The sequence below is a fragment of the Sphingomonas montanisoli genome (assembly GCF_008274695.1).
Taxonomy (GTDB): Bacteria; Pseudomonadota; Alphaproteobacteria; order Sphingomonadales; family Sphingomonadaceae; genus Rhizorhabdus; species Rhizorhabdus montanisoli.
In genome coordinates this window covers 1,021,422-1,036,455 of the sequence record NZ_VTOU01000002.1, presented here as the reverse complement: position 1 = coordinate 1,036,455, position 15,034 = coordinate 1,021,422, and the positions used below count along the sequence as shown (strand labels likewise).

General features: G+C 65.2%; 14 protein-coding genes. 6 read left to right on the top strand and 8 right to left on the bottom strand.

All coding sequences use genetic code 11. From position 1 onward, the window contains the following. Positions 1-37 precede the first annotated feature (37 nt). Together FYJ91_RS10700 and FYJ91_RS10695 are read left to right on the top strand one after the other, a co-directional pair. Positions 38-1,378, top strand: a complete 1,341-nt coding sequence (locus FYJ91_RS10700) for a PQQ-dependent sugar dehydrogenase (protein ID WP_149522211.1) — start codon at positions 38-40, stop codon at positions 1,376-1,378. A gap of 12 nt (positions 1,379-1,390) precedes the next feature. Beyond that, positions 1,391-1,690, top strand: a complete 300-nt coding sequence (locus tag FYJ91_RS10695; RefSeq protein ID WP_149522210.1) for a hypothetical protein — start codon at positions 1,391-1,393, stop codon at positions 1,688-1,690. A 1-nt stretch (position 1,691) separates the two neighbouring features. Here the strand turns inward: FYJ91_RS10695 and FYJ91_RS10690 are convergent, their stop codons facing one another. The 4 genes from FYJ91_RS10690 to FYJ91_RS10675 all read right to left on the bottom strand — a co-directional run bounded on the left by FYJ91_RS10690 (position 1,692) and on the right by FYJ91_RS10675 (position 6,020). Beyond that, the gene (locus FYJ91_RS10690) at positions 1,692-3,008 is read right to left on the bottom strand and encodes an MFS transporter (protein ID WP_181008450.1); all 1,317 of its coding nucleotides are present in this window, start codon (positions 3,006-3,008) and stop codon (positions 1,692-1,694) included. A 163-nt stretch (positions 3,009-3,171) separates the two neighbouring features. Further along, positions 3,172-3,510 carry a response regulator gene (locus FYJ91_RS10685; RefSeq protein WP_149522208.1) on the bottom strand — a complete coding sequence of 113 codons (339 nt, stop codon included), beginning with the start codon at positions 3,508-3,510 and terminating at the stop codon, positions 3,172-3,174. A 200-nt stretch (positions 3,511-3,710) separates the two neighbouring features. After that, positions 3,711-4,508 carry an arginyltransferase gene (locus tag FYJ91_RS10680; RefSeq protein ID WP_149522207.1) on the bottom strand — a complete coding sequence of 266 codons (798 nt, stop codon included), beginning with the start codon at positions 4,506-4,508 and terminating at the stop codon, positions 3,711-3,713. Positions 4,509-4,775: 267 nt separating this feature from the next. Further along, complete coding sequence (locus FYJ91_RS10675) at positions 4,776-6,020, bottom strand: threonine ammonia-lyase (RefSeq protein ID WP_149522367.1); 1,245 nt, start codon at positions 6,018-6,020, stop codon at positions 4,776-4,778. A gap of 127 nt (positions 6,021-6,147) precedes the next feature. Between FYJ91_RS10675 and FYJ91_RS10670 the strand changes: the two genes are divergently transcribed. The 3 genes from FYJ91_RS10670 (at position 6,148) to FYJ91_RS10660 (ending at position 10,535) form a co-directional block, all read left to right on the top strand. Continuing rightward, a complete protein-coding gene (locus FYJ91_RS10670; RefSeq protein WP_149522206.1) occupies positions 6,148-7,020 on the top strand; it encodes an NAD(P)-dependent oxidoreductase in 873 nt (290 codons plus the stop codon). Between the two features lie 92 nt (positions 7,021-7,112). Further along, a complete protein-coding gene (locus tag FYJ91_RS10665) occupies positions 7,113-8,753 on the top strand; it encodes an amidohydrolase (protein ID WP_149522205.1) in 1,641 nt (546 codons plus the stop codon). Positions 8,754-8,900: 147 nt separating this feature from the next. Beyond that, positions 8,901-10,535 (top strand): alkaline phosphatase family protein, encoded by a 1,635-nt coding sequence (locus FYJ91_RS10660; protein ID WP_149522204.1) that lies wholly within the window; start codon positions 8,901-8,903, stop codon positions 10,533-10,535. A gap of 135 nt (positions 10,536-10,670) precedes the next feature. Here the strand turns inward: FYJ91_RS10660 and FYJ91_RS10655 are convergent, their stop codons facing one another. Then, positions 10,671-10,916 (bottom strand): hypothetical protein, encoded by a 246-nt coding sequence (locus FYJ91_RS10655; RefSeq protein ID WP_149522203.1) that lies wholly within the window; start codon positions 10,914-10,916, stop codon positions 10,671-10,673. A gap of 128 nt (positions 10,917-11,044) precedes the next feature. Here FYJ91_RS10655 and FYJ91_RS10650 point away from each other — a divergent pair, with 128 nt between their 5' ends. Then, complete coding sequence (locus FYJ91_RS10650) at positions 11,045-11,836, top strand: TauD/TfdA dioxygenase family protein (RefSeq protein WP_181008449.1); 792 nt, start codon at positions 11,045-11,047, stop codon at positions 11,834-11,836. Here the strand turns inward: FYJ91_RS10650 and FYJ91_RS10645 are convergent, their stop codons facing one another. Genes FYJ91_RS10645 through FYJ91_RS10635 form a run of 3 tightly spaced genes read right to left on the bottom strand, consistent with a single transcriptional unit; the run spans position 11,837 to position 14,987 of the window. After that, positions 11,837-12,829, bottom strand: a complete 993-nt coding sequence (locus FYJ91_RS10645) for a right-handed parallel beta-helix repeat-containing protein (RefSeq protein ID WP_149522201.1) — start codon at positions 12,827-12,829, stop codon at positions 11,837-11,839. A 34-nt stretch (positions 12,830-12,863) separates the two neighbouring features. After that, on the bottom strand, positions 12,864-13,862 hold the full coding sequence (locus FYJ91_RS10640) for an inorganic phosphate transporter (protein ID WP_149522200.1): 999 nt from the start codon (positions 13,860-13,862) through the stop codon (positions 12,864-12,866). 12 nt (positions 13,863-13,874) lie between these two features. Then, a complete protein-coding gene (locus tag FYJ91_RS10635) occupies positions 13,875-14,987 on the bottom strand; it encodes a DUF47 family protein (protein ID WP_149522199.1) in 1,113 nt (370 codons plus the stop codon). Between the last annotated feature and the right edge of the window lie 47 nt (positions 14,988-15,034).

The following is a 15,034-nucleotide window of genomic DNA, read 5'->3' as shown; positions in this document are numbered from 1 at the left end:
GCTAGTTCATGCAAAAATTGAGCAGGAAGCAGGTGCCATGAGCCGTTTGAAGCGCATCATCCTCATCGCAGCGGGCGTCATCGCCGTGCTGCTGATCGCAGGCGGCTTCTGGCTGTCGCGCGGCGACAAGGCGCAGGTCGCTTTCGATCAGGTGACGGGTGAGCGGCCCAAGCTGACGGACGTGCGCGAGCAGACCTTCCCCACGGTCGGCGTCGCCAAGGCGGTCGGCTGGAAGACCGGCGAAGCACCGACCGCAGCCAAGGGATTGAAGGTCGCTGCCTTCGCCAGCGGCCTGAACCATCCACGCTGGATCTACGTCCTGCCCAATGGCGATGTGCTGGTGTCCGAAAGCAATTCGCCGCCGCGCGATGCAAAGAATGGCGGGGGCGGGATCACCGGCTTCGTGATGAAGACGCTGATGGGCCGCGCGGGGGCGACCGTCCCCTCCCCCAATAAGATCATGCTGCTGCGCGACGCCGATGGCGACGGCAAGGCCGAGCTCAAGACCGTGCTGATCTCCGGGCTCAATTCGCCCAGCGGCATGGCCCTGGTCGGCGACACGCTCTACATCGCGAACACCGACGCGCTGGTGAAGGTGCCGTTCAAGGTCGGCGAAACCAAGATCAGCGTCAAACCGGTGGTCGTCACCAAGCTGCCCGGCGGATTTAACCATTGGGCGCGCAACGTGATCGCGGCGGCCGACGGCAAGTCGCTGTTCGTGTCGGTCGGCTCGGCGAGCAACATCGGCGAGAACGGCATGGACAAGGAGGCCAAGCGCGCCGCCATCTGGCAGATCAATCTGGAGACGGGCGAGGACCGCATCTACGCTTATGGCCTGCGCAACGCCAATGGCATGGCGCTGGAGCCGGCCACGGGCGATCTCTGGACCGTTGTCAACGAACGCGACATGCTGGGTTCGGACATGGTCCCCGATTATCTGACCGAGGTGCAGCTCGGCGGCTTTTACGGCTGGCCCTATTATTATTGGGGCGGCGTTCCCGACGAGCGCGTGACCCCGCCCGAAGACGATATGAGCGGCTATGTGATCCGCCCCGATTATGCGCTGGGGCCGCATGTCGCCGCGCTCGGCCTCACCTTTTCGACCAATGCGATGCTTGGCGACGCCTATCGCTCGGGCGCGTTCATCGGCGAGCATGGGTCGTGGAACCGCAAGCCGCTGTCGGGCTACAAGGTCGTCTTCGTGCCGTTCGCCAACGGGCGCCCCAAGGGCAAGCCGGTCGACGTGCTGACCGGATTCCTGTCGCCCGACGAGGACGCGCGCGGCCGCCCGGTCGCCGTGACGGTCGCGAAGGACGGCGCCCTCCTCGTCACCGACGATGTCGGCAACACCGTGTGGCGGGTGACCGCCGCGAAGTGATCGGGAAAAGGCATGCCCAAATATCTGATGCTCGCGATCAACGGCCCGAAGCCGGGGATCGAAGAGGACGACTATAACGCCTGGTATCGCGCGCAGGTCGAAAAGATCCGCACTATCCCCGGCGTGAACAGCGCGCAGCGTTACAAGGTCGCGCTCGGCAAGGGGATCGATCAGCCTTACTTCACCGCTTACGAGGTCGAGACCGACGATATCGAGGCGTTCAAGGCCGACATGGCGGCGCGCCTCCACCCGCTCGAACCGCCCTTCGATCAGGCGATGTCGCTGGCGCTGCTGGGCGAAGCGGTGGACTGACCTAACGTCGGATACGGACCACGCTGCACAGCCCTGCGATCGTCGCGAGGGTGGCGGCGGCATAAGCCGGCCCCGGTCCGGATCCGAGGCCGAAGGACAGCAATGCCGCCGCGACCGTGGCGCCGATCGCCTGGCCCAACAGGCGCACCGTCTGGAACAGCCCGCCTGCCGATGCGGCGCGATGGCGCGGGGCCGAAGCGATCAGCGCGCGGGCGTTGGGCGACAGATAGAGCGAGATGCCACCGCCCGTCACGAACAGGCGCGCGCAGATGCCGAGGGGCGACACATCCGCCGGCATCATCGCCAGCGACAGCAACGCCAATACCGTAACGGACGCACCGATGCCGCTTAGCAGCCGCAGCGAGAAACGATCGGCCATGATGCTGGCGAACGGGCCGATCAGGAGCGCGGCCAACGGCCATGTGGCCATCATCGTGCCGACCTCCCCTGCGCTGAAATGGTATCCGGTTTCCAGCCGGAATGGCATCGAGATGACGAAGGTCATCATGGCCATGAACCCCGCCATCGCACCGAGCATCGCCAGAGCAAGCGCGGGCGAGGCGAGCATGTCGACCGGCATGACGGGCTGCTCGACCCGCAATTCGCGGCGCACGAACACCACACCGATCCCGATGCCCGCCGCGAGCACGAGCAATGTCGCGACCGCTCCGCCGCCGTGCGCCCCGGTTTCGAGACCGCCGACGATCAGACCGAAGGTCGCCGCAGACATCGCCGCCGACAGCCAGCCGAACCGCCCCTGCCTGGGCTCCGGATCGGGCAGGTTGCGCACGCCGATCAATGCCAGCACGCCCAACGGCGCGGACGCCGCAAATACCCACTGCCACGGCGCGAACGCGACAATATAGCCCCCGACGGTCGGCGCGAGCGCGGTGAAGCTGGCGTTGATCAGGCTGTTGACGCCCAGGCCGCGCCCAAGCTGCCCGGACGGGTAGATCGATCGGATCAACGCCGACGTCATGCTCAACACCGCCGCCGCGCCCAGCGCCTGGACGAAGCGGATGAAGAGCAGCAGGACGAACGAATTCACGAAAAGGCATGTCGCTGCCGCTAGCGCGAAGACGGTCAGGCCAAGTGCATAGAGCCGCCGCAATCCGATCATGTCGCCGACCGCCGACAACGGCATGATCGCCATGACCAGGGTCAATTGATAAATCGTCACGGTCAATACGGTGGACGAAGCGGGCACGTGGAGCTCGCGCCCGATCGTCGGCAGCGCCACCACCGGAATTGCCGCGTCCAATATGACGAGCGCAGTCCCGCAACAAATGGCTGCAATCGCCCGCAGACGACGCGGCATGGGAAGACCGTCATGGGCGTCTGCCGCCGGAAGAGGCGGTTGCGATGGGGCGTTCATGACCGGCCTCTCCCGCCAGACTGCGCTGGCTTAGGCCGTCACGGTAACCCGCACCAATCCCGAGTCAATATTGCGATACGGATATCGAAATCGCGATAATCCGGGATCAGTGCCTTGCCCGGCTCAACACCTTTTCCAGATCGCCTAACGTGCAGGGTTTTTCGAGCACGGGGCCGGACAACTCGAACTCGCCCGCATAACCGGTCATATAAATAATGCCGATATCGGGATAACGGTGGCGCACGGCATTGGCCAGCGAGACACCGTTCATTCCGGGCATTCGAACATCGGTGAGCAGGACGTCGATGCGATCCGAAACGCAATCTATCAGATCGAGCGCTGATGTACCGTCGGGTGCTTCGAGAACCTGATGATCCAGATGTCGGATCATATCGCTCGTAACCTGGCGAACCAGCTTATCATCATCTACGCACACGACCAACATGACGCACCTCTCACTAATCTCTCAGTGAGTTAACCTGTATTAGTTCGAGATAGTTCAAATTATGATCCATCTCACCTCGGAAATCACAAAACAATCGATTGCTCGATTTGCACGACTGTCGGAAATCTCCCATAATCGACTGCAGCCATCTAGAGAAATAGTATGAATGCGCCTTTTGCGCGCGCAAACCCGAACGTCGATCAGACGATCTGCGTCAGCTTCGGCGGGAGCGCCTGCTGCGGGCCGGCCTGCGGCTGCTGCGGCGGAGCTTCGAAACGCTGCCAGCCATTGGGGCCGAGCCGTTCGAGGGGTTGAAAGCGGGTCTTGTACTGCATCCGCGACGATCCCTCGACCCAATAGCCGAGATAGACGAAGCTCAGCCCACCTTGCGCGGCGCGGCGGATATGATCGAGGATGAGGTAGGTGCCGAGCCCGGGACGCGCCTCATCGTCGGTCTCGAAGAAGCTATAGACCATCGACAGGCCGTCATTCTGATTATCGGTCAGGCAGGCGCCGACCAACTTGCCGGGGCGCCCATCCACTGAAGGCTCACGATATTCGACCACCTGGGTCCGGATCGGCGTCTGTTCGACCATGTCGGCGAAATCGAGTTCGTCCATCTCGGCCATGCCACCGCCCGGGTGACGCGCCTTGAGGTAGGATCGTAGCAGCGTGAACTGCTCCTCGGTGGTCCACGGTTCGCACACGTTGATTTCGAGATCCGCATGGCGACGCATCAGCTTGCGCTGGCTGGCATTCGGCCGGAACTCGCGCGCGACGACGCGGACGGACACGCAGGCCTGGCAATCGACGCAACTCGGCCGATAGGCGACGCCTTGCGAACGGCGGAAGCCGATCCGGCCCAGCGCATCGTTCAGTTCGGTCGCATTCGGGCCGCTGAGTTCGGTGAAAACCTTGCGTTCGATCTTGCCCGGCAGATAGGGGCACGGGCCGGGCGTCGTCACGAAGAAGCGCGGGAAACGGAATTGCGCGGTCATGCCCGTCCTGCCCTCCTCAAAAGCGTGAATCGCCAGTGCTTGGCCCCAAGTCAGCGAATATGCCGTGCCATCGTTCCTATGGAAAGAGCGTTAACCCTCTTTTTGCGACCATTGGGGGATGCGGAGTCCCTCCGGCCCCATCCTCCCCGCCAGGGGGAGGTGTCAGCGCAGCTGACGGAGGGGGAGGATACGGGACGCGAATTGGTTCGCCGCCCTCCCCCTCCGTCGCCTTCGGCGCCACCTCCCCCTGGCGGGGGAGGATAAAGATCAGGCCGCCTCGATCGGGGTCACGTCATATCCCTCGGCCCGCAGCGCCTGGAGGAGACGATCGAGGTGGGCGGCATCGCGGGTTTCGCATTCGATGTCCGCGATCGTGCCCTTGGCGGGGAGGGTCGTGAACACGCGCTGGTGATCGATGCCGACGATGTTGACCTGCTGCTCGTCGAACACGCGCGCGACATGGAACAGCGCGCCCGGCCGGTCCTGCATCGCGATGCGCAGGCGTGCGAGACGGCCCGACCGCGCGAGATCGCGCAGCAGGACGTTGGCGAGCAGGCGCGTATCGATATTGCCGCCAGTCAGGATGATGCCGACATTGCGCCCGCGGAACCGCTCGGGATGCGCGAGCAAAGCCGCGAGGCCGGCGGCGCCAGCGCCCTCGGCCACCGTCTTTTCGATCTGCAGCAGCATCGCCACCGCATGTTCGAGTTCGCGTTCGCCGACGAGAACGATGTCGTCGACCAGCTGTTCGACGATGCCCGCGGTGATGCCCCCCGGCTGCTTGACGGCGATGCCCTCGGCCAGAGTATCGCCCGCGCACGGCAGGGTGACGCCCTTCATCTTGGCGTACATCGACGGGTAGAGTTCGGCCTGGACGCCGATCACCTGGATCGGCTTTCCCTGCGCCCGCGCCACGATCGCCGCACCCGAGATCAGCCCGCCACCGCCGATCGGCACGATCAACGTGTCGATATCCGGCGCATCCTGCAGCATTTCGAGCGTGACGGTCCCCTGTCCCGCGATCGTATCGGGATCGTCGAACGGGTGGACGAAGGTCAGCCCCTCCGCTTCGGCCAACAGCACCGCCGCTTCCGACGCATCATCGAACCGCTCGCCGCTCAGGACGACGCGCGCGCCGTGCCCTTCGGTTTGCTGCACCTTCACCGTCGGCGTCGACTTGGGCATCACGATCGTGACAGGGATGCCGAGCCGCGCGCCATGATAGGCAAGCCCCTGCGCATGGTTTCCGGCCGACGCGGCGATCACGCCGCGCGCCTTCTGCTCTTCGGTCAGCAGGCACAATTTGTTGAGCGCGCCGCGCTCCTTGTAGGCGGCGGTGAACTGAAGATTCTCGAACTTCAGCCAGACATTGGCGCCGGTCAGCGTGCTGAGCGTCCGGCTGAGCATAATCGGCGTGCGCACGATCGACGGGGCGACGCGCACATGCGCGGCACGGACATCATCGATGGTGACGGGGACGCCCGAAGCGTCGCTTTTCTGCACACTTGCCATAGGGGGCGGGCCATAGCGGTTGCGGGACTGCACGTCACCCCCGATCCACTTCATCCTCCCCCGCCAGGGGGAGGATTGGGAACGGGCCACCTTCCCCCGCGCAAAAATCCACCCTATGCCTCGCAGCATGGCAAAAGTGACCTTCCTGGGATTGGGCGTGATGGGCGCCCCGATGGCGCGGCATCTGGCGAAGGCGGGGCACGACGTGACCGTCTATAACCGCACGCCGGCAAAGGCCGACGCGTGGGTGGTCGAAAATGGCGGCCGATCGGCGCCGACCCCGGCGGCGGCGGCCGAGGATGCCGATGCGGTGTTCTCCTGCGTCGGCGCGGACGGCGATCTCGAAGCGGTGACGCTGCGATCGGACGGCTGCTTCCGCGCAATGAAGAAGGGCGCTGTCTTCGTCGACCACACCACCGTGTCCGCACGCATCGCGCGGCAGCTGGCGGTCGAGGGGCGCGATCGCGGGCTGCTCGTCGTCGACGCACCCGTTTCGGGCGGACAGGCGGGGGCCGAGAACGGGACGCTGTCGATCATGTGCGGCGGATCCGCCAAGGCGATGGAAGCCGCCGAGCCGCTGATGCAGGCCTATGCCGCGCGGATCGTCCATGTCGGCGGCGCCGGCGCGGGCCAGACGACCAAGATGTGCAACCAGATCTGCATCGCCGGCGCGTTGCAGGGCGTGTCGGAGGCGCTGCGCTTCGCCCAGAACAGCAACCTCGATCTGGACAAGGTGTTCGAAGCGATTTCGGGCGGCGCAGCGGCGAGCTGGCAGATGCTCAATCGCTGGAAGACGATGGCCGACGACAGCTTCGACTTCGGCTTTGCGGTCGATTGGATGCGCAAGGATCTGGGCCTCGCGCTCGACGAGGCTCGATCGAACGGATCGGCCCTGCCGGTCGCGGCGCTGGTCGACCAGTTCTACGCCGACATCCAGCAGATGGGTGGCCACCGGCAGGATACGTCGGCGCTGGTCCGCCGCCTGCCGCTCGACCAATGAAGGCGCCCCCCTTTTCGTCATCCCAGCGCAAGCTGGGATCTCTCAAGGCTCTCGCGCATCGCGTCTCTCAAGCGATCCCAGCTTTCGCTGGGATGACGATAACGGGTCTGGCTCTCGCAACCCTCACCACCCCCGCATTCGCCGACGGCGTCATCGACAATGCCAATGGCTACACGCTCAACGACAAAGGCGATCTGGTCCGGTTCGACGGGCTGCTGATCGACGACAAGGGGCGCGTCTCCCGATTGCTGCAGAAGGGCGATAGGCGCCCCGAGAAGCTCGACTTCCGCCTCGATGCGCAGGGGCGCACGATCATCCCCGGGCTGATCGACGCGCATGGCCATGTGATGGATCTGGGGCAGGTCGCGCTGTCGCTCGATCTGTCCGCCACCAACAGCCTGGCCGAAGCGCAGGCGGCGCTCGTCAAATATGCCGCCGATCGCCCGACCCCGCCATGGATCGGCGGCGGCGGGTGGAATCAGGAAAGGTGGAAGCTCGGACGCTTCCCGACCGCAGCCGACATCGACGCGGTCACGCCAGGCCGCCCGGTCGTGCTCAGCCGGGTCGACGGCCACGCGCTGCTCGCCAACAGCGCGGCGATGGCGGCCGCGGGCATCAACGCCAAGACCAAGGATCCAGCCGGCGGCCGGATCGAGCGCGATGCGAAGGGCAATCCGACCGGCGTGTTCGTCGATGCCGCACAGAAGCTGATCACCGATGTCGTCCCCGCCCCTCTGCCGCGCGATCGGGATGCGATGCTGGCGAAGGCGCAGGAAATATTGCTCGGCTACGGCATCACCTCCACCGCCGACATGGGCACGACCAGCGACGATTGGCTGGTGATGCGCCGCGCGGGCGATGCGGGGCGGCTGCGTGTTCGGATCACCAGTTACGCGCATGGGATCGACACGTTGCTTGCGGTCGCGGGGACCGGGCCGACGCCGTGGCTCTACGACGATCGCCTGCGGATGATCGGCGTGAAGCTATACGCCGACGGCGCGCTGGGATCGCGCGGGGCGTGGCTCAAGGCGCCCTATGCGGATGCGCCGAACAATCGCGGCATCCAGTTCCTCGACGATGCGAAGCTGCGCAATCTGGGCAGCCGCGCTGCGATGGATGGGTTTCAGGTCGCGATCCACGCGATCGGCGATGCGGCGAACCAGCAGGCGCTCGACGCGATCGACGAACTCGCCAACACCTATAAGGGCGATCGGCGCTGGCGGATCGAACATGCGCAGATCGTCGATCCCGTGGATATCCCCCGCTTCGGCAAGAACGGCACGGTCGCGTCGATGCAGCCGGTCCATCAGACGAGCGATCGGCTGATGGCCGAGGCGCGGCTTGGGCCGGCGCGGCTCGCGGGCGCCTATGCGTGGAAGGCGATGATCGATGCGGGATCGCCGCTCGCCTTCGGATCGGACTATCCGGTGGAAAGCCCCAACCCCTTCCCCGCGCTCGCCGCCGCGATCAGCCGGACGGGGCCGGACGGGCAGCCGGTGGGCGGGTGGCATCCCGAACAGGCGATAACGATGACCCAGGCGTTCCGTGCCTTCACCGCCGATGCCGCGCATGCGGGCTTTGCGGAGGGCAAGGTGGGCGTGCTGACCCCCGGCCATCTCGCCGATTTCCTGATCCTCGACCGCGACATCTTCGAAGCCGGCGCGCCTGCGATCCAGCAGGCACGGCCGCTCGAGACGTGGATCGGCGGTAAGCGGGTGTGGGTCGCGAAGTGATGTTGTCACATTTTCGCGTCATGGCCGCTGGATAGCCCCCGTCTCGTAATCCCAGCGGACGCTGGAATTTCTTGAGGCGAAGGGCATTGCTACTCTCCCGAGATCCCAGCTTTCGCTGGGATGACGGAACAGGTTTAAGAGGGACGAATGAAGAAGCTGCTCGGCGCGTTGCTCGCCACGATCGCCACCCCGGCCCTCGCGGCGACGCCCGCAACCGTCCCGCCGCCCACGCCCAAGCTGATCGTCGCCGTCTCGGTCGACCAGTTTTCGGCCGATCTTTTCAGCGAATATCGCCAATATTATACGGGCGGCCTCAAGACGCTGACGCAGGGCGTGGTCTTCCCCTCGGGCTATCAGAGCCATGCGGCGACCGAGACCTGCCCCGGCCACTCGACGATCCTGACCGGCGCGCACCCCGCGAAGACCGGCATCATCGCGAACGACTGGATGGACCTGTCCGTCGCGCGCGCCGACAAGACGATCTACTGTTCGGAGGACGAGACCGTCCCCGGATCGAGCTCGGACCACTATACCGTCTCGCCGGTCCACCTGCTGATGCCGACGCTGGGCGATCGCATGAAGGCCGCCAATCCGGCTTCGCGCGTCGTTTCGGTCGCGGGCAAGGATCGCGCCGCGCTGATGATGGGCGGGCACAATGCCGATCAGATGTGGTGGTGGGACAAGGATCATTTCGCCAGCTTCGTCGGCAAGGCCCAAACCCCGGCGGTGAAGGCCGCGAATGCGCGCATCGCCGCGCAGCTCGCCCGCGCCGGCAAGCCCTACGTCCTGCCCCCGATCTGCCAGACGCGCGTGTCGGCGGTGCCGGTGTCGCCGAACAAGGCCGTGGGCGTGCCGATCCCGGCGCGCAAGGCGGGCGACAAGGGCGCGTGGCGCGTTTCGCCCGAATATGATCAGTCGACGATCGACCTAGCCTCCGCGCTGGTCGACGAGATGAAGCTGGGCCGTGGCGAGGCGCCCGACGTGCTGTCGATCGGCCTTTCCGCCACCGACGCAGTCGGCCACACCTTCGGCACCGAAGGCCCGGAAAGCTGCGGTCAGGTAATGCTGGTCGATCAGATCCTCGGCACCTTCTTCACCAAGCTCAATGCCGCAAAGATCCCGTATGTCGTCGTGCTGACCGCCGATCATGGCGGGCATGACCTGCCCGAGCGCAACCGCATCCACGGCCTGCCGTCGGACATGCGGGTCGATCCGGACAAGGCGCCCAAGGTCGTCGATGCCGCGATCACGCAGGCGCTCAAGCTCGACGGCGTGACTGTCTATGGCGGCGGCAGCTTCGGCGACTTCTACATCTCCAAGGGCCTGTCCGACCGCGACCGCAAGCGCGCGATCGAAGCGACCAAGACGCGGCTGTCGGCCGATCCGCAGGTCGGCGCGGTCTTCACCGCCGAGGATTTCGTGGGCTACAAACCGACGACGATGCCCGTAACCGAATGGAGCCTGCTCGATCGCGCGGCGGCGAGCTATCATCCCGGCCGCTCGGGCGACCTGATCGTCCTGCTCAAGCCCAACGTCACGCCGATCCCCGATCCGGCGCGCGGTTCGGTCGCGACGCATGGCAGCCCGTGGGACTATGACCGTCGCGTGCCGATCCTGTTCTGGTGGCCCAACGCGCATGGCTTCGAACAGCCGAACCCGATCGAGACGGTCGACATCCTGCCGACGCTCGCCGCGCTGATCGGCTTGCCCGTAACGACGCCCGAGATCGACGGCCGCTGCCTAGATCTCGATGCGAGTGCGGCGGACAGCTGCAAGCGCTGATTTCTGATCCTCCCCCGGAGGGGGAGGTGGCAGTCCGAAGGACTGACGGAGGGGTATTGGCCGGCAGCGATACGCTTGTTGCGAATACCCCTCCACCGCTTCGCGGTCCCCCTCCCCCTCCGGCGGAGGATTTAATTAAGCCGCCACCTCGACGTAGATCCGGCCCGCGCCGTGGCTGTCCGCCCAGACGAGGCCGGCCGTAAGCGCCTCGTCGAAGCTGGGATACCATTCGGGACCGATCAGGTAGACGCTGGCCTTCATAGGGCCGTGGATCTTCTCGATCTGGCCACTGAAGCCGAACTGGCCGTCCTCCTCGACGATGGCGACATAGTCGGCCGTTTCGGGGGGCTGTGCGCCGGGGGCGAGCTTGACGATCTCCATGCGCCTTCATGTGGGGCAAGGGCGACAAAAGGCAAGCACGGGCGACAGGGCGCTGTGCGGGCGGCTGCGCGATGATATCCTGCAGCCCAAGCCCGGCACGCGATGACCGGGTGCCAAGGAGAGCGCCCATGCATATCGAACGGCTTGGCCCCTATCTGGGCGTCCGCGTGACGGGCCTCGACCTGCGCGACCTGACGATCGCCGACCGGCCGATGATCCGCGATCTTCTGGAGGAGCATCTGGTGCTGTTCTTCGAAGGGCAGGATCTGAGCGAGGAACAGTTCAAGACCTATGGTCAGGTGGTCGGCGATCTCGACAATCTCGTCTTGCTGTCCAACGAGAAGCAGGACGAGCCCGCGGTCCAGATCGTCGAGATGAAGCCCGGCACGGTGCGCGGCCTCTACACCGACAGCTGGCACAGCGACGCCTGCTATCTCGAACGCCCGCCTTATGCGACCACGATCAAGCCGGTCCACCTGCCCCCGATCGGTGGCGATACGATCTGGGCGAGCATGTATGCCGCCTATGAGCTGATGGCCGAACCGCTCCGGAGACTCGCGGACGAACTGCAGGTGGTGCAGGCGATCAACCGGTTCGAACATGTCCACCCGGTCGTGCGCGTGAACCCGCGCACCGGGCGACGCGCGCTTTACGTCAACAGCGTCTTTTCGCAGCGCATCCTCGGCGTCAGCAAGGTCGAGAGCCAGCAGCTGATCGACATGTTCTGCACGCTGGCGACGATACCCGACGTGCAGGTGCGCTATCGCTGGACACCGCACACGGTCGCGATCTGGGACAATCGCTTCACCCAGCATTATGCCGTCGCGGACTACACGGCGCCGCGCAAGATGCACCGGCTGACGATCATGGGCGAGCCGGTGCTGGGCGTGAAAGACTGGCGGGCGGAGGCGGCGGAGTAATTAACCCAGCAGCTTGTCCCTCACCGCCGCCAGGACGCGGCGGATATCGCGTTTCAGGCTCGGCGGCTCGGCCCCTTCGGCGCCGCGATATTCGGCGATGCGGGGGCTGATGACGTTGCGTTCGATCCGCATCGGGTACTTGGTCCAGTCCGCGACGAGCGCCGCTGGCCAAGTGAGGCCGGGCGCCTGATGCGCGCGGTTGCCGACGACGGCAAGGCCAGCCGACGGATTGTCGCGCGATTCCGCGCCGACTGCGACGAAGGCGGAGTGGTTCTCCTTATCGCGGCCCTGGACGAAGATGTTGCGCTGGATCGTGCCGGTGGCGCCGGCGGGCAGGTCGACCATATAGTTGGTGGTGTGGCCGCGCGTGTCGTCGAAGCTGCTGTCGCTGATCGCGATGCGGCCCGAGCGGCTTTTCACATAATGGCCGCCGCGCCCGCGATCGAAGCGGCTGCGGGTGATCGTCAGACTTTTATAGTGACCGATATAGATCGAATGGGCGCAGGCAAGGTCGCGATCGCAGCGGCCAAGTCCCGAGAAGGTCGATCGATCGATCCGGATATCCGATTGCGGATCGTCGTTGCCCAATATGCCCTGTTCGGAATCGCGGAAAATACTGTTGGTGACGACCAGCGGCCCTTTTTCGAGCCTGATGCCCGCCGCATTGCCATCGCTGACGCCGAGCCGGCGGAAGAGCAGCCCTTCGACCACCGCGCCGCGCCCGCGCAGGACCAGGCTTGCCTTCTCCTCACACGCCGCGCGTTCGAAGATTGTCTTGCCGGGTATGGCGCCGCGATAGGTGATGCGGCCTGCGCTCTGGACCGCGCAGTCACGATGGACGCCAGGGGCGATCAGGATCGTGGCGTCGCCATCCCCCACCGCATCGACCGCCGCCTGGAGGCCATCATAGCCCTGCCCGCCCGGCAGGAGCGTGTAGGGCGCGGCCCCGACGGGTGCGGCCGCCAGAAAAAGCAGGACGAACGGAATGCGCATCGGGCCTCCACAGGATGACCCGGCCAACGATCGATCAGAAGACGAGTTTCGCAAGCCAGTAAAATGCGGCGGCGATCAGCCCCGCTGCCGGCAGCGTCACGACCCACGCCACGACGATGCTGCTCGCGACGTTCCAGCGGACCGCCGACAGCCGCCGCGCCGCGCCCACGCCGACGATGGCGCCGGTGATCGTGTGCGTGGTCGACACCGGAATGCCCAGCCAGGTAAAGCCGAACAGGGTGATCGCGCCACCCGTCTCCGCGCAGAAGCCCTGCGCGGGGGTGAGCCGCGTGATCTTCGACCCCATCGTGTGGACGATCTTCCATCCGCCCGCGAGCGTGCCGAGCCCCATCGCCGCCTGGCACGAGATCACGACCCAGAAGGGCACGTTGAAATCGCCGCTGAGCATGCCCTGAGAGTAGAGCAGCACGGTGATGATCCCCATCGTCTTCTGCGCATCGTTGCCACCATGGCCGAGCGAGTAGAGCGACGCCGAGACGAGCTGGAGCTTGCGGAACCTTTTGTCGACCGCGAGCGGGGTCATGCCCAACGTCGTCCACGCGACGATCAGCACCAGCAGCAGCGCGAGCGACAGGCCCAAAGCGGGCGAGATCACGATCGCCGACACCGTCTTGATCACGCCGCCCCACACGACCGCCGCCGATCCGACCTTGGCCACGCCAGCCCCCAGCAGGCCGCCAATCAGCGCGTGGCTGGACGACGACGGGATACCCAGCACCCAGGTGATGACATTCCAGATGATCGCGCCCATCAGCGCGCCGAAGATCACATAGGCATCGACGATTTCAGCGACGACGATCCCCTTGCCCACCGTCTGCGCGACGTGAAGGCCGAAGAACAGGAAGGCGATGAAGTTGAAGAAGGCCGCCCACAGCACCGCATATTGCGGCTTGAGCACGCGCGTCGACACGATCGTTGCGATCGAATTGGCCGCGTCGTGCAGCCCGTTCAGGAAATCGAACAGCAGCGCGATCGCGATCAGCGCATAGAGCGCAGTCAGGGAAATCATCATGTCCCTGATCCCTTATGCGTGATCGATGACGAGACCCTGGATCTCGTTGGCGACATCCTCGAACCTGTCGACGATGCGCTCCAGATGGCTGTAAATTTCGCGGCCCACGACGAAGCGCAACGCATCGCTGCCTTCGCTGGCCTTGAACAGCGCCTTGATGCCGGCATCGTGGATATCGTCGGCATCGCCTTCGATCTTGATCAGCCGTTCGGTCAGCGAATGGAGCCGCGCGCCGTTCGATCCGATGGAGCGCAGCAGTGGGATCGCCTCCGCGGTGATACGCGCGGCTTCGACGATGATGCCGCTCATGTCGCGCATCTGCGGTTCAAAGCTGGTGACCTCGTAAAGTTCGATCGCCTTGGCGGTCTTGTTCATCTGGTCGATCGCGTCGTCCATGACGCCGATCAGTCCGGTGATCGCGCTGCGATCGAACGGCGTCACGAAGATCCGGCGCACGTCCATCAGGACGTCGCGGGTGATCTCGTCCGCATCATGCTCGCGATCGACGATCGTGCGGATATGCGTGGCGATGTCGTCGCCCTGCAGCAGCTGCGCGAGAGCCTCCGCGCCTGCGACCAGCAGCGCCGAATGCGATTCAAACTGTTCGAAAAAACGACCCTGGGACGGCATGAGTGCCTGGAACCAGCGCAGCATCGGGATCACCTCGCTCAAACGTGATCGCACGACCGGCACCATCCGCTGAGCGACACCCGGCGTGGGTGGCGGTATCCGGAAGGTGGCGATCAGCGTCTTGAGATCTGGCTCGTCCACTGCGGCGGCGGCTTCGTCAAGCGCGAACCACCGTATTTCTCTTTGGTTACGTTCGGGCCAGTCGTCTGCCTGGAACAGAAATTTGAGCGGAAAGACGTCGACGGTCGTGTGCCGATCTGCACCATTTCGCCGCCGTTTCAAATAAACAAAGGCTCCCAACGCCGTGGGACACGGGATTCCCCGGACGCCTGCCTCTTCATAGGCTTCCTGCGCCGCCGCCTCGTGAGGGGCATAGCCGCGCATTTTGTTGCCCTTCGGAATGATCCACCGGCGCGTCTCTCTCGACGTGATCAGCAACACCTCAGCCCGTCCGTCAGTCCCGATTCGGTAGGGTAAGGCAGCGATCTGGCGGATGATGATTCCCTCTCTGGCGGCTCAGCCCCTAGGCGATTCGCGCCCGG

Bases quoted from the DNA above. Each gene is read 5' to 3' on its own strand.
- FYJ91_RS10700 (WP_149522211.1), top strand. From the start codon at position 38: ATGAGCCGTTTGAAGCGCATCATCCTCATCGCAGCGGGCGTCATCGCC.
- FYJ91_RS10695 (WP_149522210.1), top strand. From the start codon at position 1,391: ATGCCCAAATATCTGATGCTCGCGATCAACGGCCCGAAGCCGGGGATC.
- FYJ91_RS10690 (WP_181008450.1), bottom strand. From the start codon at position 3,008: ATGCCGCGTCGTCTGCGGGCGATTGCAGCCATTTGTTGCGGGACTGCG.
- FYJ91_RS10685 (WP_149522208.1), bottom strand. From the start codon at position 3,510: ATGTTGGTCGTGTGCGTAGATGATGATAAGCTGGTTCGCCAGGTTACG.
- FYJ91_RS10680 (WP_149522207.1), bottom strand. From the start codon at position 4,508: ATGACCGCGCAATTCCGTTTCCCGCGCTTCTTCGTGACGACGCCCGGC.
- FYJ91_RS10675 (WP_149522367.1), bottom strand. From the start codon at position 6,020: ATGGCAAGTGTGCAGAAAAGCGACGCTTCGGGCGTCCCCGTCACCATC.
- FYJ91_RS10670 (WP_149522206.1), top strand. From the start codon at position 6,148: ATGGCAAAAGTGACCTTCCTGGGATTGGGCGTGATGGGCGCCCCGATG.
- FYJ91_RS10665 (WP_149522205.1), top strand. From the start codon at position 7,113: ATGACGATAACGGGTCTGGCTCTCGCAACCCTCACCACCCCCGCATTC.
- FYJ91_RS10660 (WP_149522204.1), top strand. From the start codon at position 8,901: ATGAAGAAGCTGCTCGGCGCGTTGCTCGCCACGATCGCCACCCCGGCC.
- FYJ91_RS10655 (WP_149522203.1), bottom strand. From the start codon at position 10,916: ATGGAGATCGTCAAGCTCGCCCCCGGCGCACAGCCCCCCGAAACGGCC.
- FYJ91_RS10650 (WP_181008449.1), top strand. From the start codon at position 11,045: ATGCATATCGAACGGCTTGGCCCCTATCTGGGCGTCCGCGTGACGGGC.
- FYJ91_RS10645 (WP_149522201.1), bottom strand. From the start codon at position 12,829: ATGCGCATTCCGTTCGTCCTGCTTTTTCTGGCGGCCGCACCCGTCGGG.
- FYJ91_RS10640 (WP_149522200.1), bottom strand. From the start codon at position 13,862: ATGATGATTTCCCTGACTGCGCTCTATGCGCTGATCGCGATCGCGCTG.